The sequence below is a fragment of the Chryseobacterium sp. Leaf394 genome, assembly GCF_001424105.1.
GTDB lineage: Bacteria > Bacteroidota > Bacteroidia > Flavobacteriales > Weeksellaceae > Chryseobacterium.
The window spans coordinates 50,239-75,465 of record NZ_LMQH01000012.1 but is presented as its reverse complement, the minus strand read 5'-3'; the positions used below and the strand labels follow the sequence as shown (position 1 = coordinate 75,465).

Below are 25,227 nucleotides of genomic sequence, written 5' to 3'. Positions count from 1 at the left end.
ATTAAACTTGAGGATTTCTGTTTTGTTCTCTGTTGAGCTCTGCTTCCCGCTGTGCGATTTGCTGTGCTTTAAGTTCCATTTCAGCTTTTTCCTGCTGAAGCTGTTTGTATTCTTTTCTCCGTTGTTCTTCTTTTATCGCACTGCCTTTACTGGAGTAACCTACAATTCCACCGATGATCAACCCGATGCCAACGCCACCCATTACGCCCATTACATGAGGTAAACCAATTTCTTCAGTGGTAAAACCGTCAGTTGTAAGGTAAAAAAGCAATATTGCCAAAGCTAAAAGTATAATTCCTGTTATAGATAGATTTTTCATAGTTTTAAATTTAATCAAGATTAAAAATGCCTGATTCTAAAAACAAATCAGGCAATATTTTATATTTAAAGTTTTCCTCCGGCCGCTTTATAATATTCAAGCGCCTGTGGAAGATTTTTATTTAAACCTGAAATTCTCGTTTCCGGATTCGGGTGAGTAGAAAGGAATTCCGGCTGTCTTGCACCTGAAGATGCTGATTCCATTCTCTGCCAGAAAGGGATAGACTGTCGTGGGTCATATCCTGCCATAGACATCAAATACAATCCCATTTGATCTGCTTCAGATTCCTGGTTTCTGCCATATTTCAGTAAAGCTACCTGCGAACCGATTGGGTATGCAGTTTCGAAAACCTTTGCCCATTGCGCATTAGAGATAGAACCTCCTAAAATCTGACCGCCATACTGTGCTACCATCGTCTGCGAAATTCTTTCATTACCATGTCCAGCAAGAGCGTGAGAAACTTCGTGACCCATCACCACTGCCAGTCCGGTATCATCTTTAGTGATTGGTAAAATGCCGGTATAAACTGCAACTTTTCCGCCGGGCATACACCATGCATTGATTTGCTTATCCTGAATTAAATTAAATTCCCAGGCATAGTTCACCAAATCAGCCTGTCTGCCGATGCTTGAATAATACTTTTCGGCTGCATTTTTTATTCTGTTACCTACGTTTACAACTCTGTTGGCATCAGCTGTACCTTTCACCACTTTTGAGCCTGTAAGTGTTGTCTTATATTCCTGAGACGCCATTGTGAGAATTTCAGAATTGTTTGCAATCTGAAGTGAAGATCTGCCTGTAATCGGATTAGTTGTACATGCTGCAACTGTTAATATAGCTGCTCCTAACCCTAAAAAGAATTTAGTTTTCATTGTTTCGCGTGTTAATATTTGCTGTCTTACAATATTTGTTCCAAACGAAAACAAAAGTCTATATTAGCATAAAATTTGTTATGTATAATCCTAATAGTATTTAGTTTAAAATTATGAAAAAATATATTGCATTCATTATGATATTTGGATTTCTTCTGAATTTCCAAAACCTTTCAGCACAAGAAATTACACAGGCAGAAACAAACATCCTGGTGAATTCTGATGAATTTAGCTTTCATGCTGAAAGAGCCAATCCCACCAATTATGATGTCATCAACATTGCCAACTCAATGCCGGGCGCACCTGCTGTAAGAATGTTTCAGTTACAGGGAGATGGGTATGGTTTCAGTTTAAAAAAGAGCCAACTTGAAGTAGTTTTACCTTATTTCGGACGTACATTTAATCCAACTTATGGAAATCCTGACGGTAACAGTTACAGATTTACTTCAAAAGAATTTACAGTAGAAAAATCTCAAAAGAGAAAAGGAAAATGGATTTATAAAATCCAACCTAAGGATGTTACCAATGTGTCGGATATTTTTATTGAAATTTTTAAAAATGGAAAAGCATTGGTTTCTATCAAAAGCAACGACAGACAGCCGATTTCGTACGATGGTTACATTTCTAAAAATGAAATTGAAACTAAAAAAGAAAAGCTCTAATTTTCATCTCTAAGAAATTTATCAACAAATAATTTTGCTTCAGAACTTGGATTTGAAATCTGTTCTGAAGCATTTTTTTTGTGCTGAAAATAAGCTTCTTCAAACATCGTGTTTTTCTTCAGTGAAGCTAAAATATATTCCTGAACCCAATATTCAAAGCGTTTTTCAGACTGTTGTTTTCTTACCAATTCAAATCTGTCAGATTTCTTTTTCAATGAAATAAAATCATCTATTTTTTCAAAAACATCTTCTAATCCTTGATTATTTAATGCTGAACCTAATAAAATCTGTACCTTCCAGTCTTTTTCTTTTGATGGAATAAAATCCAAAGCCCGTTTCAGTTCAAGTCTTGTATTTTTAGCTTTCTGAAGATTGTCTTCATCAACTTTATTAATAAAAATAACATCGGTCATTTCCATAATTCCACGTTTGATACCCTGAAGTTCATCGCCGCCACCAATAATTTTCAGGAATAAAAAAACATCGGTGATGTCTGCAACCAGAATCTCAGATTGCCCTACACCAACAGTTTCAATTAAAATATAATTATAGCCTGCCGCTTCGCAGATCAACATCGTTTCAAAAGTAGCATTGGCAACACCTCCCAAAAATCCTGAACTCGGAGAAGGTCTGATGAAAGCATTTTCATGTTTAGTCAATTCTTCCATTCTGGTTTTGTCGCCCAGAATACTCCCTTTGTTAATTGCTGAACTTGGGTCAATGGCCAAAACAGCGACTTTTTTACCTTTAGAAATCGCTAAAAGTCCAAAATTTTCAATGAAAGTAGATTTTCCTGCACCGGGAACCCCTGTAATTCCAATACGAACAGATTTTCCAGTGAAAGGCATAATCAGTTTTAGCAGATCTTCAGCCTGCTTTCGGTGTTCGGCTTTTTTGCTTTCAACCAAAGTGATAGCCTTTCCTATCAGACGTTTATCGCCCGATCGTATTCCGTCGAAAAGTTCCTGTGTAGAGATTTTCATCGGTTCAAAAATATAAAAATTAAAAACAAAAAAGCTTTGTGCCTGATCTTAATTTTAATGCTTCTAAATTAAGTTTTGTGAATACAGAATAAAATCTGAAACACTAATTTTGTTTATCAAATAATAAAAAAATGAAAAAACTCATAGGGACATTGCTTTTAACCGCAATATTTTTTACTTCCTGTACGCCGAAAGCTGTTGCAACAACCACAGCTCCCGTAGCTGCTACGAGTACAGCGGAACAACTTGCTCAGGGAAAAACAATTTTTGAAAATTCATGCAAAAAATGTCACGGTTTGCCAAAACCAGACGATTTTACTTCAGTGGAATGGGTTGGAATTATGAATTCTATGGCGCCTAAAGCAAGACTTAATGATGAACAGCATCAGTGGGTGTACGATTACATTGTTTCAGCAAAAACAAAATAAGTTTATACAAATAATAAATCCCTTTCAAAATTATTTTGAAAGGGATTTATTTTATTCATCGCTATACTGAAGTTTCAGTTAACGTGCTTGTTCTTGGGTAAATTTGCGGTTAACAACATTTTGTTTGCTTTTTCAAGCTTTTCAGGAAACATTACCTTATCACGTAGTTTATCTAAATTTTTGTCTATTGCAACAAGTGGCAATTTGTTGTTTAAAACGGGTGTATTTTTCATAACTTAATTTATAAACTTTCTTTGTGCTAAAAATCCTTCATAATCTATACCAATTTGAAATTCAGGAAATTCGTTGCCAATTTGACCATGAAGATAGAAATCTTTTTTCATTTGATCATAAAACTTTGTAATTCCCATTCTATACAGCCTTGTTCTTGCTTTTGTGCTACCCGTTGCATAAACGTAGACATCTGGAAATTTATTAAAGAAAACGTACAGTGCGGAAATGACAGTTCCCAAAATCTTTTCAGTGTCACCATTATCCGAGACTGCCAAGTCATCAATTTCATCGGTTAGTGGACTGTAATCCCCAAATGCCAAATTAAAAATTTGAGAGTTCGTAGTTTCTTGAATTCAATTAATTTTTTTATTGCACCATTTGTACCTTCACTCACAAATTCAAAGCGGGTAAATGTACTTTCAAGATTATAAATACAAAAAATCTTTAATTCATATTAATTATTCGGCTTCCAATCAACCACAGCTCGGATAAATGCTTCCGCATTTTCCAAAGGAATATTCGGTAAAATCCCGTGTCCCAAATTGGCAATATATCTGTCTTTCCCGAAACGGTTGATCATTTCATTAACCATTTTTTTGATGGTTTCCGGTGTAGAATGCAATCTGGCAGGATCAAAATTGCCCTGAAGGGTCATCGTGTGATTCGTCAGTGTTCTTGCAAATTCCGGTTTGATCGTCCAGTCAACACCTAATGCTGAAACCGGTGCTATCGTCATTTCTTCAAGTGCAAACCAGCATCCTTTTCCAAAAACCACAACATGAGTTAACGGACTGAGAGCCTCAACAATCTGACTGATGTATTTCCATGAAAATTCCTGATAATCCTGTGGAGAAAGCATTCCGCCCCATGAGTCGAAAACCTGAACTGCGGAAACACCCTTTTCAACTTTTCTTTTCAGATAAGCAATTGTAGTATCAGTAATTTTCTGAAGTAATAAATGCGCTGCTTCCGGCTGCTGAAAACAGAAAGACTTGGCGATATCAAATGCCTTGCTGCCCTTTCCTTCCACGCAGTAGCAAAGAATTGTCCACGGAGAACCAGCAAAGCCAATCAACGGTACTTCATTGTCAAGTTTAAGCAAAGTCAGTTCGATCGCATCAAAAACATAGCCCAATGTATCATTCACATTCGGAACGACAACATTTTGTACATCTTCCATTGTTCTGATCGGATTATCCAGCCATGGACCGACATTTTCTTTCATTTTAAAATCAATTCCCATCGCCTGAGGAACCACCAAAATGTCTGAAAACAAAATCGCAGCATCCAAAGGAAATCTTCTGATAGGTTGAACGGTGATTTCGGAAGCCAGTTCAGGAGTCTGGCATCTCGTAAAAAAGTCGTATTTATCACGAAGTGCAATGAATTCCGGCAAATATCTGCCTGCCTGTCTCATCATCCAAACCGGCGGTCTTTCTACAGTTTCGCCACGAAGTGCTTTTAAATATAGGTCGTTTTTAATCATAACTTAGCTTTTGGCTTCTGGCTCATGGCTTTAAAAGCTCAAGTTTGCCGACAGCATTTTTAATAAATCTTCTAAATTGTTTTTTCTACTGGTAAAAATTTTATTATCAGTAAATTTTTTTAATTCATTGGAGGTCGTTTCTCCAATCGAAAAAAGGAGTGTATTGTCCAGAGAATTATTTTTCGCAAAACTACGAACTCCGCTTGGGCTAAAAAAAACTATAGCGTGATATTTCTCAGTAATTGCCGGATTGAGTTCTTCTGTGTCATAAACCACCACTTTTTTATACTGAATATTTTGCAGCGGAAGTTTCTTATCCAACACATCGAGCGCGAGATTTCCACAGAAATGAATGAATTTTTCCTGTGAACACTTTTCAGTAATAAATTTTAAAAGAGTTTCTGCATTTTTTAAAACCTTAAAAGTTCCGAAACCGTTTTTCCTAAGTTCTCTCTTGGTTTTTTCGCCGACACAGTAAATTTTGTTGTAGTTTTTTGATGTAAAATCTTCATCGGGCATAAAACCGTTTTCAAAAAATGATTTTACACCATTTGCACTTGTAAAAATCAGTGAATTGCCTTTTAAATCAAAACTTTTTACAGGTAGGGATTTTATTTTGATGACCTCAATACAGTCAAATGAAAATGCACTTCCGAGCTTTTCGGAAATGTATTCTTTGTCTGAATTTTTGGTAAATAAAATGTTCATTGTTTTTTACTGCAAAGAGCGAAAAGGTTTTTTTTGATTTCTATGCGTATATTTTTAAGTTCGCAAAGGCGTTTCACTCAGCTAGGCTTGAGTATTTTACGAAAATAATTTTATGGTTTATCTTTTAATTTCAAATCTGAAACTTTCTGTCTCACTTTATTCATAAAGTCTTTTCCGGGATCTTCTTTTCCTGTGAAATATTTCGGATCAGATTCTTTCCACAATTTTGAATTTCTGAAAACTCCGTATTCTGAATGACCAATCAGGTATTCGATTTTATATTTTTGAGTTAAATATCTGACTAATTGCGCGTTTGCTTCCACTTGTTTATCTGTGAGTGGCTGACTTTTACTACCGATATTTTCAACGCCGATAGCGCAGTAGTTTAAACCAATCGTATGTCTCGCAAACTGATTCGGTTCCATCAGTTGGTAAACCGTGCCGTCTCTGTCGATGATGTATTGTGAGGAAACGTTGAGCGTGCTTTGTTTTTTTAAAGTATTTCTGGCACTTTCAAGATGTGTGTTGTTGAAATATTTAAAATTGCTTTCAACAGTTCCGCCGGCGGTGTAATGCAAAACAATCATTTTGGGAACGATTGTAGGTGTTTTCTGAATCAAACCATGGTGATCCTTTAAATATTCCAGGCTTAACCGGATTCTTTCCGGTGAATAATTTATGGGTTTTTCGACAATTTTTAAACCTGAATTCTGTGCAGAACTGAAATTTAAAACAAATAAAAAGAGAAGGAAAATTACCTTTTTCATTATAAATTATTTAGAATATTGGTAATGTCCCGTAACCGTAAATTTAAACAGACAGTCTTCGATTACCTGTCCGCCACCGATGTTGTGAACAATTAAATATCTTTTTCCGTCCGCCGATTTTTTGTTGACTACAATTCCGATATGCGTTAAATTTCCGGGAAGAAGCCAAGTCACGATGTCTCCGGGAGCGTAAAGTGCGGGATTGGTTTCGATAGATTTTGATTTTCCGAATTTGGCAAAGAAAACCTGCAGATTGGGAACTCTTCTGTGATCGATATTGGTGTCAGGTCTCTTCAAACCATACTTTTTAGGATATTTAGAGAAATTCTTCTTCATATCTTCATGCACTTCTTTCTGTAAATCAATCCCCAGCTTTCTGTACGCTCTGATAATGACGTCCGTACACACGCCTTTGTCCGCCGGCACGTCTCCGTTTGGATATTTAATTGAAATGTAAGCCGGATCGTAAGTGACTTTATCTTTCGTTAAACTCAAAGCGGCATCAGATAATTTTTGAGCAAACTGATTCTGAGCATTGACAGTAAAGACAAAAAACAGAAGAATGAGTATGGAAAAATATTTTTTCATCAGTAAGAAATTTGAAGATGGACTTTCTGTAAAGTTCAAAAATTTAATCCAAATAATAAAGAATCTCAAATATAAAGAAATGTTAAGATTTAAATCAAATCGTAATTAAGCAGTCTACTCTTAAATGAATTTCTCCAGAATTTTTGTTAAGAAACCATTAAAGCTAAAAATTTTAATGTTTCAACAGCAATATTGAATCTTAAATTTTAAAGTTTGAATTCTCAGATCTGATTTTTAATCTCCGCCATCAGTTCTTTTCCACCATTTTCCAAAACGATGTTTGCAAATTTTGCTCCGAAATTTTCTTCTTCATTAAAATCAAAACTTTCGTCGGTGGCAATATAATTTTTTCCGTCTAGCGAACAGAGTGCGGCTTTTAATCTGATTTTATCCTCAAACCTTTCAGCGAAAGCACCAATCGGAGCGGTACAGCCACCTTCCAGCGTGCTGAGGAAATTTCTCTCAATTTCCACACAGATTTGGGTTTCCCTATGATTGATTTTAGCTAAAATTTCGTTGATCTCTTTCTTATCTGAATGTCCGGCAACTGCCACAACACCCTGCGATGCAGCAGGAATCATCATCGGAAGGAATTCGTAATCGATTTCCATCTTCATTCTTTTGATTCCGGCTAATGATAAAATTGTCGCATCAAAATCCTGCTCCTCCAGTTTCTGAAGTCGGGTCTGAATGTTTCCTCTGATGTCAAAAAATTCCGTTTCGGGATACTGTTTCAGCCAGAAAGCTCTTCTTCTTAAACTGCTTGTCGCTAATTTAAGTTCGTGCAATTCTTTATTAACAGCAGATTTTCTTCTGATTAAAACATCCTGAGGGAAATCTCTTGCCAGGCAGGCAACGATTTCGATGTTTTCAGGAAGTTTTGTAGGAACATCTTTCAGGGAATGCACAGCGATATCAATCTCGTCATTCAGTAAAGCGATGTCTAAATCTCTTGTGAAAACACCGGTGATTCCCAATGAATAAAGGGGTTGAGTGAGGTTTTTGTCACCTGAAGAAACAATCGGAACAATTTCGGTTGTGTAATTTAATTCCTGCAGTTTTTCTGCCACTTCCTCTGCCTGCCAAAGTGCGAGTGCAGATTTTCTTGTTCCTATTCTAATGTTTTTCATTGAATTCATTGTTGGGTTGTTCCACTAAAATTTCGTGCATCAGTTTGCTGATTTCTTCTGCCTTTAAAGGATTGTCGATGATGTATTTCGCAAAACGGTTGGTAATTTTCTGAATCATTTTTTCAGAAAGTTCCATATCATTGATGTCGATGTACTTATTTTTTCTATAAAAGTTGTGCATTTCATTGCGTTCCATGTTTTTCAGAACGGCTTTGAAATGATGAATGTTGGGCGCCAGTTTTCTCTTTTTTTCCCATTCAAGAAAATCTTTGGTCATTTCTTTAATAATGACTTCCGCTTTCGGGATTTCTTTTTCCCTCTGCTGAATGGTTTCCTGAATCTGTTTCGACAGTTCGTCAACATCAATTAATGTCACATTTTCAAGCTCGGAAGCATTTTTATCAACGTTATGCGGAATTGAAAGGTCGATAATTAAAATTTCCTTTCCGTTTACGAGATGCGTTTTGTTAATGATCGGTGTTTTTGCTCCGGTGGCAACGATGAGAATATCTGTATTCGCCAATTCCTTTTCGAAATCACTGTAATCGATATTCGGGATGTTGTATTTCTCAGAAATTTTAGCTGCTTTTTCCTGAGTCCGGTTAGCGACTTTTATTTTCGGCTGATAAACGTGTTTTACTAAGTTTTCAACCGTGTTTTGTCCGATTTCACCTACGCCGAGAAGGAGAATATTTTTCTCTGTAATTCTTTTCTGATTATTTAAAATGTAATGAACGGCAGCGTAAGAAACCGAAGCTGCACCGTTCGAAATTCCCGTTTCGTTTTTTATTCTCTTAGAAATCTGAATCGCGGAATTTATTGACCTTTCTAAAAATGGATTTGAATTTTTTCTTTCTCTTTTAAAACGGGCATACGCTTTTTTGATTTGTCCGATAATTTCAAAATCACCGATAATCTGACTTTCCAGTCCGGCTGCTACGCGGAAAAGATGTTTCAGAGCTTCTTCTTTTGTGAGGATATTCGCAAACTGTAAAAAATCGGTCAGCTGTACATCGATGGTTTTGCAGTATTCTTCTGCGATGAGAAGGTAATTGTTGGTTGTAGTGTAAATTTCTGTACGGTTGCAGGTAGACACAACGAATGCGTCACCAAGATCCTGCTCGTGAACTTTGGTAACAAAACTTTTGATGTTTTCATCAAAAAATGCAAATTTTCCTCTTGTCTCGACATCAGCCTTCTCGTAACTGATTGACAGTACGGCAAAATTGGATGTCTGATGTACTTTAGAATACTGTATCATAAACAGGTGCAAATTTAATTCTTTTTTATCAAAGGATTTTGTGATTTAGTAAATGATAAATATCGTGAAAAGCTATTTATAATGATGATAAACAAAGAAAAATCTGTTGAAGATTAGCTCGTGAACTGTTAAAGCAAGTTTCAAAATTTAATAAAATTTTAACCAAATTATTTAAAATGAGACTTTATGACTGATGTTAAATTTATATCTTTGTAAACTTAAACCAGCAGAAAAATTATGGGCATATTCGATATGTTTACGCAGGAAATTGCGATAGACTTAGGAACCGCAAATACTCTTATCATACATAATAATAAAATTGTTATTGACCAACCGTCTATAGTAGCCATTGAGCGTTCCACAGGAAAGCCGATTGCAGTGGGTGAGCAGGCAAAACATATGCAGGGTAAGACGCACGAAGATATCAAAACCATCCGTCCTTTGAAGGATGGGGTGATTGCTGATTTCCATGCTTCGGAGCACATGATTAAAGAATTTATCAAAAAAATTCCCGGTATTAAAGGGAAATTTATTCAGCCTGCTTTAAGAATTGTAATCTGTATTCCTTCAGGAATTACTGAAGTTGAAAAAAGAGCGGTAAGAGATTCTGCCCAAAAAGTTAACGCAAAAGAAGTACGTTTGATTTATGAGCCAATGGCTGCTGCAATTGGAGTTGGTATTGATGTTCAAAAGCCTGAGGGTAATATGATTATCGATATCGGTGGTGGTACTACTGAAATTGCTGTTGTTGCTTTAGGTGGTATTGTCTGCGACAAATCTGTGAAAATTGCAGGTGACGTATTTACCAATGATATTGCTTATTTTTTAAGAACACATCACAATTTATATATCGGAGAAAGAACTGCTGAAAGAGTGAAAATCGAAGTGGGATCTGCAGTTGAAGATCTTGATGTGGATATCGACGATATCCCGGTACAGGGTAGAGACCTTATTACAGGTAAACCAAAAGAAATTATGGTGGGTTACAAAGAAATTGCCCGCGCTCTGGATAAATCAATCATCAGAATTGAAGATTCTGTAATGGAAACTTTATCACTTACTCCTCCGGAATTGGCGGCTGATATCTACAAAACAGGTATTTATCTTGCTGGTGGTGGTGCTTTGCTGAGAGGTTTGGCAGACAGACTTCACAAAAAAACGGGTCTTCCGGTTTTCGTTGCAGAGGATCCTTTGAGAGCTGTTGTAAGAGGTACCGGTATCGCACTTAAGAATATGGATAAATTCAATTTCTTAATTAAATAATTTTAACTTTTTACGACCTTTTATCTGAATGGGATTTTTGCTGAGAATTTTTTCGAAGAACTCTTTGTTTATCTTCTTTATTTTTCTGCAGATCATTGCTCTTGTTCTGATATTTTCTAAAAACGCAATGCAGAAATCGTGGCTCGCAGGTCAAAGTGCGGCCTTTAATGCGTGGGTTTCCGGCTATATTGACGAGGGGGTTTCTTATCTGAAACTTAAGCAGACCAACGAAGATCTCGTGGCTCAGAATAAAATGCTGATGACGCAGCTCTACGGAAAAGGCTACAATAAAAACCCGATGTTCAGGAAGGTTCACGATACTCTTGGCGGTGGGCAAATCTATACTTTTGTAGATGGTGACATTGTTTTTAACAGCATCAACAGAAGAAATAACTACTTCACCATCAACCGCGGAAAACGAGACGGAGTACTTCCTCAAATGGGTGTCATGGCACCGAAAGGAATTGCGGGAATTGTGATTAATTCCACAGAATCCTATGCGCTGGTACAGTCGGTTTTAAGTGTGAATAAAATCAGAATTAATGCCGCTCTGAAAAAGTCAGGCTATTTTGGAACGCTAACCTGGAAGGGCGACAATTCGCGAACAATGCATCTTTCAGATATTCCGAAATATGTTTCAATCAGAGTAGGAGACACCATTGTAACTGACGGTAAATCAGCGATTTTTCCTCAGGGAGTTATGGTTGGGAAAGTGGCAGGATATTCTGTCGACAACCAAACCGGTTTCTGGGATATTTCGGTGGAGCTGAGTGAAAAAATGGGTGCTTTAAGTAAAATTTATGTGGTTAAAAACCTGAAAAAAGCAGAAGTGCAGAGAATTCAGGATACCATGCAGGCTGTAATTAACAAAGAACATGATTAGCAGAACGATATTTACCGACCTTTTGATCATGGCATTTTTGGTGGCACTGCAGATTTTTGTGCTCAATAAGATTACCTTATTTGGAATATACATCCCGGTGATTTATCCGGCGTTTGTCATGTTTTATCCGTTTTTCAGAAATAAATTTCAGTTTTTGGCACTGAGCTTTCTTTTAGGTTTTATTATTGATACTTTTCTACATTCCGGAGGAAATAATGCTTTTGCTACAACGCTTATCGCTTATTTCAGAACCTTAATCTTCAGAACATCTACAGATACTTCCACAGACTTTTTCTCATTCCAGTCATTGCAGTGGAGTCAGTTTTTACTTTTCTTATTTTCAAGTATCTTCCTGCACCAGCTTTTTGTGCAGTATATTGAGTTTTTCAAGTTCACAAGAATTTTTGAAATTTTACTCAATATATCGATTACAAGTTTAATTTCGTTTATATTTATAATAATTTACGCATTAATCTTTAAAATCAAACAGAAAGTTTGAATACACGCTATTTAAAAATCTTCTCCATTCTTGTTGTCATTGCTCTCATTTTCGTAGCAAGGCTTTCGTATTTGCAGCTTTTTACAGACAGATATGCACTCAACGCTGCCAATACATCCATTAAAACTGAATACATCATTCCCCAAAGAGGCGTAATCTTCGACCGGAACGGAAAAATTTTGGTTGGAAATCAGCCAGCCTACGAAATTTCTTTCACTCAGGCTTTGATGAAACCCGATTTTGACACCGTTGCATTCTGTAATTTAATGAAAATTACAAAACAGGATTTCAATACAAGAATCAATAACATTAAAAAAGAAAAATATTTTTCCAAGCTCACACCAATGACTTTCTTTAAGGATCTGAGTAGGGAAGATATTGCAAGAGTTCAGGAAATTATATTTAAATATCCTGCATTTAACATTGTTTCAAGACCTCAGAGACAGTACGAGGTTTCTACTTCAGGAAATCTTTTGGGCTACACCAATGAGGTGAACGATGGCGAAATCAAGAAAGATTCTACCTACTATCTTCCGGGAGATTTCATTGGTAAAAGTGGTGTTGAAAAAGCCTACGAAAAAGATCTTCGTGGAATTAAAGGCATAAAATACATTCAGAAAGACATTAAACTCCGAAATGTTGGCCCGTACAAAAACGGAACTTTGGATAAAGAGGTGGTTACCGGAAAAGACATTACACTAACCATCGATTACGATTTGCAGCGAATGGCAGAAGAAATGCTTGTTGATAAGCACGGAGCCGTCGTTGCTATAGATCCCAACAACGGTGAAGTTCTGGTTGCAGCAACCGGTCCGGATATTGATCCCAATCTTTTTACAGGTCCCAACAAGTCAAAAAATCTTTACCGACTTTCAAAAGATACCATTTACGAAAACAAACCAACGTTCGACAGATCTTTGCAGGCGGGTTATCCTCCGGGATCTACTTTCAAATTGCTGACCGCTCTGGCTGCGATGCAGATGGGGGTGATGACTGACAAAACAATTTTCCCATGCGGTGGCGGTTTTTACTACAGAGGAAAAAGAATCAAAGGTCACGGTGGTGCTGATCCGCTGATTCCTTCTATTCAGGTTTCGAGCAACTGTTTTTTCACTTATGCTTTTATTGCGATCATCAAGAAATATCCGGGAAATCCATCCAAAGGAGTTGACGAATGGAAAAAGATCATGAGCAGTTTTGGGGTGGGTGAGTTTTTAAATAATGATTTTGCTGTTGGTGCAAAAGGCAGAATTCCTTCAGGGGATTTTTATGAAAAACGTTTTAAAGCAATTATGAAGGCCAATGGTTCCCAGAAAGTAGATTTTAAAAACTGGGACGAAATGCCGACTGGTGCGATTTACAACGGGATGGGTCAGGGTGATGTTTTGGTGACGCCGATTCAGCTCGCAAATTATGTGGCTGCAATTGCCAACCGCGGCTGGTACTACACGCCTCATATCGTGAAATCAATTGATGGGAAACCTAATCCAGATCCAAGATTCAAAAAGAAACATCAGACTTTGGTTGAAGCAAGACATTTTGAGCCTGTTTTAAAAGGTATGGAAGCGGTGGTGCTTGCAGGTACAGCCAGAGGTCTGAAATCCACCGAGTTCACTCAGTTAGCAAAAACAGGAACTGCACAGGTTCCGCAGGGGAAAGACAACTCCATTTTTGTTTTAATTGCGCCTGCTGATAAGCCTAAAATTGTAGTGGTTGCCGTAATGGAACATGCAGGATTTGGAGCAACATGGGCAGGGCCGGCGTGTACAGTTATTGCAGAAAAATACATTACAGGAGACCTGAAGCGTGAACATCTTTATAAAAAAATGGTCACTGCGAGCTTTATGCCTGAATACAAACGTCAGTGGATTGCAGATTTGAAACGAAAAGGTCTGTACAAAGATCCAAAACCGGATTCTTTAAAACTGAAAAAAATACAGGACAGCCTGGAAATGGTGAAAAAACAAAAAGCCAAACTTCAGGAAAAAGAAAAGGCAAAAAAAACTTCTAAAAACCCGAAATTATGAAGTGGACAGAAGGAATAGACAAGTTGGGGCTCGGACTGTATTTTTTGCTGTGCATCTTTGCCATCGCCAATATTTACAGCGTTGACCAGAAGTTGGGCGAAAAACAACTGATTTTTTTCGGAATTTCAATTTTTGTCGGTCTGGTTATTTTCTTCAGCAGAAGTAAATTTTTCGAAAATCTTTCAGCGATATTTTACATTGGAGGTGTTTTGCTTCTGATCGGGCTTTTCCCTTTTGGTACCGAAATTTTAGGACAGAAAAACTGGTATAAATTCGGAAGTATCACTATGCAGCCTGTAGAATTTTCCAAGATCGGAACAGCTCTGATGCTGGCGAGCTATGTTTCCGGAGCTGAATTTAATTTAAAAAACAGAAAATCTTTACTGACTACTTTAGCAATTATTGGAATTCCTGCAATTGTCGTTTTGATGATCCCCGATGTTGGTTCATTACTTGTTTTTCTTGCATTTTTCATTGCATTATACCGTGAAGGATTGAGTGGATGGCTGTTTGGAATAGGAGGTTTATTTGCCGGCGTTTTTCTTATTTCTTTGGCCGTAAATCCGCTTTACGTGGTTATTGTCATCGTTTTAATTTACGCGGTATTTATTTTCTTAAATTACCACAGGATGTCATGGGATGTAATCTCTGTTGCAGGTATTGCAGGCTCACTGCTTCTGCTGTGTGGTTTGGCGTTCGGAACTCCTTATGTTCTGGAAAAACTTCCCAAACATCAGAGAGAGAGAATTGAAGTTTTATACAAAGGTGAAAAAGCCTTCAGAGATACCTCTGGATATAATTTATTGTATTCAAAAACGGCCATCGGTTCTGGCGGAATGTTTGGCAAAGGTTACCGTGAAGGTTCTGTTACGCAGGGAAAATTCGTTCCCGAACAGGAAACCGATTATATTTTCTGTACCGTAGGCGAAGAATGGGGATTTGTAGGAAGTTCTGTGCTGGTCTTATGTTACATGGTTTTCATCGGCAGAATTTACTACCTCGCAGAAAAGCAGAAATCAACCTTTAACAGAGTTTTCGGGTTTTCATTTGCCTCGATACTTTTAATGCACTTTTCCATCAATTTAGGGATGGTGATGGGCTTGTTTCCAACGGTTGGGATTCCATTGCCATACTTCAGTTACGGAGGAAGTTCGCTTTTGGCATTCTCGATTATGACTTTTATTTTCTTTAAACTGAATTACGCAGATAAGAACAGCCTTGTATAATAGTTATAAGCTGGAAGTTGGAAGTTTCCAAACATTATTTAAAATCTGCTTAATCTTCAAAATCAGTGTTAGAAAATACTGTTTTTAAAAATCAATTTTTGATATTTTTATTATTAGATTTTTCAAATTAAATTTAAAAGATTTTAATGAGCGAAGTTTACATTTCAGAGCAAAATTATTCCAATTCAAATTTCGCCGAATCTCCTTTGCAGACAGGTGAATATGAAAACTGTACTTTTAAAAACTGCAATTTTGAATATGCCGATTTTTCCGGTTTTAAATTTAATGACTGTGAATTTACAGACTGTAATCTCAGCATGGCTAATTTAAACTCCACGGCTTTCCGCGATGTCATTTTTAAAGATTCTAAAATGCTTGGTCTTGCCTTCGATTCCTGTAATGATTTCGGACTTTCCTTTAAATTTGAAAACTGCCTGCTGAGCAATTCTATATTTTACAAACTGTCACTCAGAAAAACTGTTTTTAAAGACTGTGTTCTACACGAAACCGACTTTTCGGAAGCTGATCTCAGAAACGCCGCTTTTTTAAATTGTGATCTTTCAGGAGCCACTTTCGACCGTACCAACCTTGAACAGACAGATTTCAGAACAGCTTTTAATTTTGCATTTAATCCTGATAACAACAAAATGAAAGGTGCGAAATTTTCTCCTTCAAATCTTTCAGGTTTACTGCTTCATCATAAAATTATTATCGACAAAAACGCATAAAAAAACCACCCCGGAAAGGTGGTCTAAATTTATATTTAAGTTAGTTCGAAGTAAGTTTACTATTAAAATCAATCTTAAATCTGCCTGCAAATTCTTAAAAAACTTAACAAAGTAATAGATGTTAATGGTTCAAATCTCAATTAGTTAATTAAATCAAACTTCGCATATTCAGCTACTTTCTTTGGTAATTTAATTCCTTCTTCAGTCTGATTATTTTCAAGTAAAGCTGCCATAATTCTTGGCAAAGCCATCGCAGAACCGTTTAAAGTATGCACCAGCTGAGACTTTCCATCTGCTTTGTATCTGCACTTCAATCTGTTCGCCTGAAAAGTTTCAAAATTGGAAACTGAACTTACCTCAAGCCATTTTTCCTGAGCCGCGCTCCAGACTTCAAAATCATAAGTCATCGCAGAAGCAAAACCTGTATCACCGCCACAAAGTCTTAAAACTCTGTACGGAAGCTCAAGATCAGTTAAAATTTCTTTGATATGTTCTACCATTTCTTCCAAAACAGCATAGGAATTTTCCGGCTTTTCGATTCTTACAATCTCCACTTTTTCAAACTGATGAAGACGGTTCAGACCTCTTACGTGAGCACCGTAGCTTCCCGCTTCTCTTCTGTAGCACTGTGAAAACGCTGTATTTTTGATTGGAAGATCTTTTTCCTGAAACAAAACATCACGGTAAAGATTCGTTACCGGAACCTCCGCTGTCGGAATGAGGAACAATTTATCTTCGTTGATATAATACATCTGCCCTTCTTTATCGGGCAACTGACCTGTTCCGAAACCTGAAGCCTCGTTCACAACGTGAGGAGGATTCACTTCCATGTATCCTTTATCTACATTTTTATCTAAAAAGTACTGCACCAAAGCTCTCTGCAGTCTTGCACCTTTTCCAAGATAGACAGGAAAGCCTGCTCCGGCAATTTTTACACCCAGTTCAAAATCAATCAGGTTGTATTTTTTTGCCAGTTCCCAGTGCGGAATTGCACCTTCACCTAAGCCTTCCACATCGTGAGACTGATAAATGATTTCGTTATCATCTGCTGATACACCGGCTTTCACCTTCTCGTTCGGAATATTCGGGATCTGATATAAAATGTTCATTAAATCAGTCTCCAAAACGCTGAGTTTGCTTTCCAGTTCTTTGCTCGATTCCTTGTACTGTGCTGTTTTAGATTTCGACGATTCTGCTTCTTCTTTTTTGCCTTCTTTCATTAAAATCCCGATTTCTTTGGCGATTTTGTTCGATTCGGCAAGTTGAGAATCCAGTTCAAACTGAATTTTTTTTCTTTCTTCATCGGCAGCAATGGCTTCGTCTACCAATTCAGGATTTTTGAACTGTCTCTTTTTAAGACCTTCTAAAACGCGTTCCTTATTGTCGCGCAAAAATTGAACCTGTAACATAAATGAGTTGTTGGGTGTTTGAAAATAATGAATGGTCAATATATTTTTACCGAAAATGATGATCATTTTTCGCTTAAAAACCGTTCATCCTGCAATTTATGAAAATTAAATTATTTCGTAATGGTAAATGTATTTCCGGAGGTAGGAGTTTTATTAAAAACTTCATTTTTATTATACAGAACCTTAGATACCTCAAAAAGAGTAGGCGACCACCGGTACTGAATCTCCATGGTGTCTCTCACTTCTGCAAAAGCGGTGTCATTTATTTTCTGGCTCATTTTAAGAGCAATCTGAGAATGGTAAATCCGGTTGTCATTTGCATCAGAAGACAGCAATCTTCTTGTGGCTCCCGCGGTGTACTGAATGGAGTAGGTAGAATCCGCCTGCATTGCCGGACTGGAAAATGTAACCGGCGAATTGTCTGTCTCCCCAAAAACATCGTTCATGGTAATGTTTGAATAGGATCCAACGGCTGTGGGATTCAGAAGGTCCTGTCCCGCAGCATTTTTCATATAAAAAGTGATGATCTGATCAATGTTCTGCAGGCTTTCCTCATCAGTTCTGCAACTCAGAAGCGCCAGTAAAAACAAAGATAATCCCCAAAGATATTTCTTCATTGTACAAAGGTAATTTATTTTAGTTTTCTATAGTAATTCATAAACGAAAACATCAGTAAAAACCCAGTGAAAGTTAATGTAAGGCTCATAGCAATGCTCATCCCGAGAAGGCCGTCTTTAGGTACCAAAAGAAAGGTGAGAAGTGCAAGCACAAGTAAGGAAAGGAAAGAATACAGCGTATTTTTTTTCATTAAACCTACTGCAGCCAATAGATTTCCATAGAGATTCCGCAGCAGCATACTTCCGCAGAACGCGACCAGCAGCATTGAAAATATGAAAGAATTTCCGATGTATTGTTTACCAAAAAATAAGCTTATGATGGCTTCGCTTGCAAAATAGCCAATCAGGCAGATGAGTACAGATAACGGAATAAAAATTTTGTAGTAATTGAGGATATAGTTTTTAAGATAAAGTTTATTTCTAAAATTTTTGGCAATCAGTGAGTAGTCACTCTGCATAAATGAGATGGCTAAAAATGTAATATTGGAAGGAAGTAAAATTGCAACTCTGTAGTGGGCAACCATATTTTCATCTTTTAAAAAGCTCAGAAGTAAAATATCGGCCGAGAAAAATGCTTCAGACAGCAATGCAGTAGTTGACGCATGCACGGCAAAAGACCAGATTTCTTTTGCTTTAAAATGAGATAAAGGCGCTTTAAAGTTGATTGATTTATTTTTAAACCAAAACAAAGATACAAAAGGAGATAAAGCATTTACAAAGAGATATCCCCAAATTCCATAATAATACGACAGAGGTATGGTCATTACCAAGCCAAAAATATTAATAACGTTATTAATGGCTGCAAATTCTTTATTTTTAAAATGTATCCGCTTTTCAGACTGTACATGAGTGAGAAAATAAATGCCGATAAGCCGTACTGTGAAAAACAGGAATATCACCACGATCTGCGAATATTGCTCTACGTAAAAAAATGCTGTAAAGAAAAAAATCAGACTCAAAATAAGCTGGTTGACAAAACCTTTGAGAAAAAGGTAGGCCGACAGTTCTTTTTTTTCATTTTCATCTTCACACAGTGAGCCAAAACGCATTAAGCTTTGGGTGCTGCCAAAACCGGTGAAAGGAACAAATATTGCGAAAACCGAAGCGACAATACTGAGCACCCCAAACTCACTTTCAGGTAAAATTCTGACCATTATGATAGATCCCGCGAAAGCACAGATCTTAGCAATCAACAGAGATAAAAATACATGCTGTCCGTTATTTTTGAAGAAAGCCTGTATAAAATCTTTTAAATTTTTCATGTAATAAAGACTCGGGAGTATTAAATCTGCTTTTCAATTCTAAATTACACAATTCTTTTGTAAACATCGTCAAACATTTGCGCGATTCGTTTGATTGAAAACTTTTCTGCAACATACTGATGCAGATTTTCCGATGAATCTGCCTGAAACCGGCCTTCCAGCATTTTCTTCATTGCTTCGAAAAGTTCATCTTCAGATTTCTCAATAATGATTCCCTGATTTTTCTGAATCATTTCGGGTATTGCACCGACGTTGGTAGCAATGACGGGGGTTCCTGAGGCCAAAGACTCCAGTAAAACACACGAAAAACTTTCGTAATCACTGAAAAGTATAAAGCAATTGGCGCGTCTCATTTTTTCGGTAACATGCTGATGAGAAATTTCCCCGAAAACAGTAATAAATTCTGTTGCATTATTCTCTTTTACGATTGTTTCCAGTCTTTCAAAATTACCGTCGCCGCCAATGCAGAGCTCAAAATTGCCATAATCTTTTCTAAGTTTTAAAGCTGATTTAATAATAGCGTCCGGATTTTTCAGCGGAATGAGATTCGAAATGTGGAGAAAAACAAAAGGCTGCTGATTTTTATTTTGAGGATAAAAAAGATCTGTGTCTACTACGTTTCCAACTACACTGAATGATTTTCCGATGTTTAGGTTCATCATACTCTCTGCGAGAATGTTGCTCACCGGCATTATATCGGAAGCGTGTTTTGCTATGAAGCGCGCAGTCAGTATGTCGGAAAAAGACAGTTTTGATTGGTTAACACGAAGAAAATAAGACCAGTGCTCTGAAATTACAAACGGAATCTGTCTGCGCAATTTTAAATATACAGCAAACAGCATCGGTTTCTGCAAAACATTGGCATGTAAAAGATCTGGTTTCGAAAGAAGCTGAAAACCATTGGAATAGGCTCTCATTCTCCGCGAAAAATTAATGACTGTATTTTTTGATTTTTTATAATAAACGACAATAGTCCGGATGTTATTAATCTTTCTGTCGTCAACTACAAACTTTGTTTTTTGCGAAAAATCTCCAATAGCGTGAAGGATTTCTACGTTATGCATTACCGACACAGCTTCTGCGTGACGCTGTACAAAATNNNTTTTTTTTTTCAAACCTATACATTTCGCTTAGACAGCGGTTAATTAATTCCAAAGACAGCGTTGTACGAATTTTCGCCTGTGCTGAGTTTTTTAATCATTTGATAATCAAAGCTTTTTAAGAACCTCAGTAACTCTTCCTCACTTGAATTGGAGTTCTTCAAGGTTTCGCTGCTGATTTCAATAATGATTTGGGGCTTAAGATTCCGGAGTGTGTCTGTCATTCCCGATAAAGCCTTGAATTCACCGCCTTCGATATCAATTTTTATCAGATCTACCCGGATAATTTTCCTGTCTGATAGGAATTTGTCAACAGTAGTGCCTTCTACAATTTCTCTGGAGGTAAAGTCCCGCAGAAAAGCTGACGCCGTACCGATATTTTTGTTTTCGTCTCTGTATAAAATTTCTACAGGTGAATTATCATTTGAAATTGCCCGATGCTCAGTTACTATATTTTTCAGATTATTATCTTCAATATTTTTTTTCAGCTTCAGAAAATTGGGTGTAAAAGCTTCGAAAGAAAAGACACTGCCGGTATTTCCTACAATTTTTGAGGCATTTAAAGAAAAAAGTCCGATGTTGGCGCCGATGTCCAGAAATGTGTATCCAGGTTTTAAATATTGATAGAGGTAATCAATTTCAGGCTTTTCATAGTCACCAAGAAAATAAATCTGTTGCTGAATCCAGTCTTCCAGGTCAATATTTATATAGATACAATCTCTGTAAATTATTTTTTTCTTCACTTCTCTAAAAAGTTGATACGGAGTAAAAATATGTTTGTGGAAACCAAAATATTTTTCTCTTAAAAAACCGATTTTAAATAGATTTTTTAAAAAAACGGCAAGCAGACCCCGGATCAATTTCATCAGCTTACTTTATGGTAACTGCCCAGCTCCTGTCAAAAGGCAACAGAAAATTCCCTAAAAATTCGAGATAAGTATTTTTGGAAAAATCAAATACTTCGATGTCTTTAGATAATTCACCGTTTCTGATTTTAGTTTTAAAATCCATCAGCTTTAAAGTTTTTACTTCACCGTTTTCTACAAAACTTGCTTTCATTCTGTCAAATAATCCAAGCTGGTATTCGTCATCAATTTCACGCATGATTTTTCCCAAAGCATCGATGCTGCAGCCCGAAGCCATTTCTTTTTCTTCATCTACACAGATCACAATAAACTGGTTTTTTTCTATTTTAAAAGAAGACGAAAGCGGTTTGCCGTGCGCTGCCCACGTTGCAAGAAAATCGTATAGCTTCTCAGTGATTTTTTTAGCTTCAACTGTTGCCAAAGGTCTTGATGCCGGATATATAATAACTCTGTAGTCGTTTGCTTCTACAATGTCTGATTCTTCAATTTTCATAAGTAGATATTTATTTATAAGCTTAATCGCTGCAGGCAATTTACTTTTTAATCTTTGAACTGTAAAATTACGTAATTTTCCTGATTAACCGTTTTGAATAAAAAAAACTCAGGATCGTAATCTTGAGTTTTTATTGTTGAGAGTTTAAATATTTACAGATCTTCAGCTTCCGCCAAAAGTTCTACAATGTCTTTTACTTCTACTTCTGTATTTTTATTGAAATGCTTCACACCATCTGTCATCATCGTGTTGCAGAACGGGCAGCCTGTTGCAATAACTTTTGGCTCGGTTGAAAGCGCTTCCTCCGTACGTTCGATGTTGACGTCTTTATTCCCTTTTTCCGGCTCTTTAAACATTTGCGCGCCACCGGCACCGCAACAGAGACCGTTGGTTTTGCAACGCTTCATTTCCACCAGTTCGGCATCCAGCTTTTCAAGAAGCATTCTTGGTGCTTCATATTCGCCATTCGCTCTTCCCAGATAGCAAGGATCGTGAAAAGTGATTTTTTTACCTTTGAATTTTCCTCCTTCAATTTTCAGGCGCCCTTCTTCCATGAGGCTTTTCAGAAACTGAGTGTGGTGTATAACCTCGTAATTTCCGCCTAATGCAGGATATTCGTTTTTTAGAGTATTAAAACAGTGCGGACAAGCCGTCACGATTTTTTTTACTTCGTAAGCATTCAGAACTTCAATATTCGTCAAAGCCATCATCTGGAAAACGAATTCATTTCCGGCACGTTTTGCAGGATCACCGGTACAGCTTTCTTCCTGACCGAGAACGGCAAATTCAACGCCGATGTTATTTAAAATTTTGCAGAATGCTCTTGTTATTTTTTTGGCTCTGTCGTCAAAACTTCCGGCACATCCTACCCAGAATAGAACTTCGGGAGATTTGCCTTCCATTGCGTAATCGGCCATTGTTTTTATAGTGAAATCCATATAGTTTTAAATTTACCAATATAACAGTGAAACAATTTACCAATAATTGTTACGTTGCTAGATTTTTACATTGTTAAATTAATTAATCATTTGCCCAATTCAATCTGTCTGCCTGATTGTACTGCCAAGGTGCAGCATTGTTTTCGACATTCGTCATCATCAGATTTAATTCCTGTGGTGCGGCAGACTGTTCCATTACCAAAAATCTTCTCATTTCAAAAATGATGGAAAGTGGATCTAAAAGTACAGGACAGGCCTGTGTGCAAGCGTTGCAGGTTGTACATGCCCAAAGTTCTTCTTTCGTAATATAATCGTTCAGTAATTTTTTACCATCGTCCTCAAACTTGCCGTTTTTATCGATATTTCTGCCTACTTCTTCAAGACGGTCTCTTGTTTTCATTAGGATTAACCTTGGAGACAATTTTTTACCAGTAATATTTGCCGGACAGACAGAAGTACAGCGGCCGCATTCTGTACATGCATAAGCATTAAGAAGCTGAACCTGATTTAAATCAAACACATCTTCTGCACCGAATTTAGAGGGAGCTTCTTCTGCACCTTCAGCCGGAGCTGCGTATGGATCAGCATTGGGATCCATCATCAGTTTGATTTCTTTGGTAACTGAATCTAAATTATTAAATTTTCCATACAAATCAAGATTAGCATACCAGGTGCTTGGGAAGGCTAAAATGATGTGTAAGTGTTTAGAATAATAAAGATAATTGGCGAAGAATAAAATTCCGATGAAGTGAAACCACCATGCAATCCGCTCAGTTATGTGCAAAGCTTCCAGGCTGAAATTTCCAAAGAAAGGAAACAGATATCTCGATATTGGAAAACTGCTGTTAAAATGTTGTGCCCCGGAAACCTGATCAGCATAATAATCTGCTCCGTTCATTGTAAAGAAGGCAACCATCAGAACAAATTCTATAATAAGAATCCAGTTGGCGTCATTTTTTGGCCAGCCGAAAAGTTCTTTCATCGTTAATCTTTTCACACCGTAAAAATTTCTACGGATAAAGAAAATGACTACACCTATCACTACCAAAACAGCAAGAACTTCTAAAGTCGCTGTAAAAATTCCGTAAAATGTAGAACCTAAAAGGGTAGAAAAATATCTGTGAGTTCCGAAGATTCCGTCAATAATAATTTCTAGAACTTCTATATTGATGATCACAAAACCTACATACACAAAAAGGTGAAGTATACCTGCTATGGGTCTTTTCACCATTCTGCTCTGTCCCATTGCAACGCGAGCCATGGTTTCCCATCGCTCGCCTTTTCTGTCGCTTCGGTTGATTTCCTTTCCGAGCAGGATGTTTCTGTAAATTTTTTGCAGACTTTTAGCGAAAAGACCAAATCCCGCAATCATTAAAATCACAAATAGGATATTGTCGATATATTGCATGTCAGAAAAGGTTAATAGTTATTCTTTATTTGCGTTTTTGCCAAATACAGAGAAGTTTACATATCTTTTCGGATTGGCTTTAAAGTCTTCCAAAAGTGCATTAAGATTGGTAGATGCAGAATTCAGGTTGTTATAAAGCTGCTCATCTTTCATGATTTTACCCAAACTTCCTTCTCCGCGGTCTATTCCTGATACTACTTTGTTCAACTGACCTACAGTTGCATCAAGATTGGCAATAGTAGCATTCAGTTTCTGTGTGTCGATGCTCTCTGCAAGATTTCCGTATTTGTCTAAAGTCGTTTTACCGCTCTGCATTGTAAGGCTGGCTTCATCTAAAACTTTCTGCAGTTTAGGATCATTGTTTCCAACTAATTTGTTCACGCTTCCCGCAGTGCTTTCAAGTGCACCTACAGTTCTGTTGAGATTATGTAATAAAACTTTGATTTCTTCTCTGTTTTGAGCATTCATTACCTGATTGGCATTCATCATCAAAGAATCAACTCTGTAAAGTACAGTCTGTAACTGATCTTTTACCGGACCAACCTGAGAAGAAAGACTGTTGAGCATTCCAAGCTTATAAGCACCCTGTAAAGTGTCACCGTCTTTTGCGGTAGCACCACCGTATTTCAGATTAAGTTTCATTTCCTTACCAGACATTAAACCCGGTTCGAAAATTTCAATGCTGGAATTTCTTGAAAATTCAAATTCATCATCAACGGTAATCTTCACGACAAAGGTAATCTGTCCGTCTTTTCCGGTGATGGGAATTATTTTGTCTACCTGTCCTACTTTCAGACCGTTAATTGACACAGGGGCAGATTGCGTTAGGCCTTCTACGTTTTCGTATTTAGCGTAAAAAATATTATCAGTCGTAAAAAGACTTCTGCCTTTCATAAACTGAAATAAAAACACAAAACCACCAATCGCCAGAAGTGCGATAAGACCGGCCTTTAATTCTTTGCTGAACTTCACTTTTTAAATTTTTTCTAATGAGCAAATATAATACATTTTGGGTGTTTTAAACTATTGCTCTGTGTTAAGTACAACGAAAGCGACAAAAACTTTGCCGC

At 37.0% G+C, this 25,227-nt stretch carries 27 protein-coding genes; 8 read left to right on the top strand and 19 right to left on the bottom strand.

The genetic code is table 11. The features are described 5' to 3' along the window. Position 1: 1 nt before the first annotated feature. Complete coding sequence (locus tag ASG21_RS15755) at positions 2-319, bottom strand: hypothetical protein (protein WP_056082660.1); 318 nt, start codon at positions 317-319, stop codon at positions 2-4. Between the two features lie 65 nt (positions 320-384). Further along, entirely contained in the window at positions 385-1,191 is an 807-nt protein-coding gene (locus tag ASG21_RS15750) for a M48 family metallopeptidase (protein WP_056082657.1), read from the bottom strand. A gap of 113 nt (positions 1,192-1,304) precedes the next feature. On the opposite strand from ASG21_RS15750, the gene ASG21_RS15745 reads away from it, so the two are divergent. After that, positions 1,305-1,853, top strand: a complete 549-nt coding sequence (locus ASG21_RS15745; protein ID WP_056082654.1) for a DUF4251 domain-containing protein — start codon at positions 1,305-1,307, stop codon at positions 1,851-1,853. Here ASG21_RS15745 and meaB read toward each other — a convergent pair. Beyond that, the gene (gene meaB, locus ASG21_RS15740; RefSeq protein ID WP_056082652.1) at positions 1,850-2,836 is read right to left on the bottom strand and encodes a methylmalonyl Co-A mutase-associated GTPase MeaB; all 987 of its coding nucleotides are present in this window, start codon (positions 2,834-2,836) and stop codon (positions 1,850-1,852) included. The genes ASG21_RS15745 and meaB overlap by 4 nt on opposite strands. A 131-nt stretch (positions 2,837-2,967) precedes the next feature. Between meaB and ASG21_RS15735 the strand changes: the two genes are divergently transcribed. Beyond that, the gene (locus ASG21_RS15735; protein ID WP_056082649.1) at positions 2,968-3,264 is read left to right on the top strand and encodes a hypothetical protein; all 297 of its coding nucleotides are present in this window, start codon (positions 2,968-2,970) and stop codon (positions 3,262-3,264) included. A gap of 74 nt (positions 3,265-3,338) precedes the next feature. Here ASG21_RS15735 and ASG21_RS20355 read toward each other — a convergent pair whose 3' ends face one another. From ASG21_RS20355 to hemA, 8 genes are all read right to left on the bottom strand, one after another. Beyond that, positions 3,339-3,497, bottom strand: coding sequence for a hypothetical protein (locus tag ASG21_RS20355; protein WP_185113740.1), 159 nt, complete (start codon positions 3,495-3,497; stop codon positions 3,339-3,341). A gap of 3 nt (positions 3,498-3,500) precedes the next feature. Next, positions 3,501-3,818: a hypothetical protein gene (locus ASG21_RS15730; protein WP_241773516.1), complete on the bottom strand. Its 318-nt coding sequence runs from the start codon at positions 3,816-3,818 to the stop codon at positions 3,501-3,503. 134 nt (positions 3,819-3,952) lie between these two features. Then, a complete protein-coding gene (hemE, locus tag ASG21_RS15725) occupies positions 3,953-4,984 on the bottom strand; it encodes a uroporphyrinogen decarboxylase (RefSeq protein ID WP_056082646.1) in 1,032 nt (343 codons plus the stop codon). Between the two features lie 30 nt (positions 4,985-5,014). Beyond that, positions 5,015-5,692 carry a uroporphyrinogen-III synthase gene (locus ASG21_RS15720; protein WP_056082643.1) on the bottom strand — a complete coding sequence of 226 codons (678 nt, stop codon included), beginning with the start codon at positions 5,690-5,692 and terminating at the stop codon, positions 5,015-5,017. Between the two features lie 110 nt (positions 5,693-5,802). Beyond that, positions 5,803-6,459: a peptidoglycan recognition family protein gene (locus tag ASG21_RS15715; RefSeq protein WP_056082641.1), complete on the bottom strand. Its 657-nt coding sequence runs from the start codon at positions 6,457-6,459 to the stop codon at positions 5,803-5,805. A gap of 6 nt (positions 6,460-6,465) precedes the next feature. Then, a complete protein-coding gene (locus tag ASG21_RS15710) occupies positions 6,466-7,047 on the bottom strand; it encodes a DUF1287 domain-containing protein (RefSeq protein ID WP_056082637.1) in 582 nt (193 codons plus the stop codon). 221 nt (positions 7,048-7,268) lie between these two features. Next, on the bottom strand, positions 7,269-8,177 hold the full coding sequence (gene hemC, locus ASG21_RS15705; protein ID WP_185113739.1) for a hydroxymethylbilane synthase: 909 nt from the start codon (positions 8,175-8,177) through the stop codon (positions 7,269-7,271). After that, positions 8,164-9,438: a glutamyl-tRNA reductase gene (gene hemA, locus ASG21_RS15700; RefSeq protein ID WP_056082631.1), complete on the bottom strand. Its 1,275-nt coding sequence runs from the start codon at positions 9,436-9,438 to the stop codon at positions 8,164-8,166. Before hemA ends, hemC begins: the two co-directional genes overlap by 14 nt. A gap of 237 nt (positions 9,439-9,675) precedes the next feature. On the opposite strand from hemA, the gene ASG21_RS15695 reads away from it, so the two are divergent. The 6 genes from ASG21_RS15695 (at position 9,676) to ASG21_RS15670 (ending at position 16,064) form a co-directional block, all read left to right on the top strand. Next, positions 9,676-10,701: a rod shape-determining protein gene (locus ASG21_RS15695; protein ID WP_056082629.1), complete on the top strand. Its 1,026-nt coding sequence runs from the start codon at positions 9,676-9,678 to the stop codon at positions 10,699-10,701. A 28-nt stretch (positions 10,702-10,729) separates the two neighbouring features. Further along, complete coding sequence (gene mreC, locus ASG21_RS15690; protein ID WP_056082627.1) at positions 10,730-11,584, top strand: rod shape-determining protein MreC; 855 nt, start codon at positions 10,730-10,732, stop codon at positions 11,582-11,584. Continuing rightward, the gene (locus ASG21_RS15685) at positions 11,577-12,083 is read left to right on the top strand and encodes a hypothetical protein (RefSeq protein WP_056082624.1); all 507 of its coding nucleotides are present in this window, start codon (positions 11,577-11,579) and stop codon (positions 12,081-12,083) included. Before mreC ends, ASG21_RS15685 begins: the two co-directional genes overlap by 8 nt. Next, positions 12,080-14,110 carry a penicillin-binding transpeptidase domain-containing protein gene (locus ASG21_RS15680; protein ID WP_056082621.1) on the top strand — a complete coding sequence of 677 codons (2,031 nt, stop codon included), beginning with the start codon at positions 12,080-12,082 and terminating at the stop codon, positions 14,108-14,110. Before ASG21_RS15685 ends, ASG21_RS15680 begins: the two co-directional genes overlap by 4 nt. Continuing rightward, positions 14,107-15,336: a rod shape-determining protein RodA gene (rodA, locus tag ASG21_RS15675; protein WP_056082618.1), complete on the top strand. Its 1,230-nt coding sequence runs from the start codon at positions 14,107-14,109 to the stop codon at positions 15,334-15,336. The genes ASG21_RS15680 and rodA overlap by 4 nt, the downstream gene beginning before the upstream one ends. A 146-nt stretch (positions 15,337-15,482) precedes the next feature. Then, positions 15,483-16,064, top strand: a complete 582-nt coding sequence (locus tag ASG21_RS15670; RefSeq protein WP_056082615.1) for a pentapeptide repeat-containing protein — start codon at positions 15,483-15,485, stop codon at positions 16,062-16,064. A gap of 140 nt (positions 16,065-16,204) precedes the next feature. Here the strand turns inward: ASG21_RS15670 and serS are convergent, their stop codons facing one another. The 8 genes from serS to ASG21_RS15625 all read right to left on the bottom strand — a co-directional run bounded on the left by serS (position 16,205) and on the right by ASG21_RS15625 (position 25,129). Further along, on the bottom strand, positions 16,205-17,473 hold the full coding sequence (gene serS / locus ASG21_RS15665) for a serine--tRNA ligase (RefSeq protein WP_056083758.1): 1,269 nt from the start codon (positions 17,471-17,473) through the stop codon (positions 16,205-16,207). A gap of 110 nt (positions 17,474-17,583) precedes the next feature. Beyond that, entirely contained in the window at positions 17,584-18,090 is a 507-nt protein-coding gene (locus tag ASG21_RS15660) for a hypothetical protein (RefSeq protein ID WP_056082612.1), read from the bottom strand. A 14-nt stretch (positions 18,091-18,104) separates the two neighbouring features. Further along, a complete protein-coding gene (locus ASG21_RS15655) occupies positions 18,105-19,352 on the bottom strand; it encodes an oligosaccharide flippase family protein (protein WP_056082608.1) in 1,248 nt (415 codons plus the stop codon). Between the two features lie 1,141 nt (positions 19,353-20,493). Then, positions 20,494-21,318 carry an FkbM family methyltransferase gene (locus ASG21_RS15645; protein ID WP_056082601.1) on the bottom strand — a complete coding sequence of 275 codons (825 nt, stop codon included), beginning with the start codon at positions 21,316-21,318 and terminating at the stop codon, positions 20,494-20,496. Positions 21,319-21,322: 4 nt separating this feature from the next. After that, positions 21,323-21,811: a hypothetical protein gene (locus ASG21_RS15640; protein ID WP_056082599.1), complete on the bottom strand. Its 489-nt coding sequence runs from the start codon at positions 21,809-21,811 to the stop codon at positions 21,323-21,325. 152 nt (positions 21,812-21,963) lie between these two features. Next, on the bottom strand, positions 21,964-22,749 hold the full coding sequence (locus ASG21_RS15635) for a (Fe-S)-binding protein (protein ID WP_056082597.1): 786 nt from the start codon (positions 22,747-22,749) through the stop codon (positions 21,964-21,966). Between the two features lie 82 nt (positions 22,750-22,831). Next, positions 22,832-24,157: a 4Fe-4S dicluster domain-containing protein gene (locus ASG21_RS15630; protein WP_056082594.1), complete on the bottom strand. Its 1,326-nt coding sequence runs from the start codon at positions 24,155-24,157 to the stop codon at positions 22,832-22,834. An 18-nt stretch (positions 24,158-24,175) separates the two neighbouring features. Continuing rightward, positions 24,176-25,129, bottom strand: a complete 954-nt coding sequence (locus ASG21_RS15625) for an MlaD family protein (RefSeq protein ID WP_056082591.1) — start codon at positions 25,127-25,129, stop codon at positions 24,176-24,178. Positions 25,130-25,227: the final 98 nt, after the last annotated feature.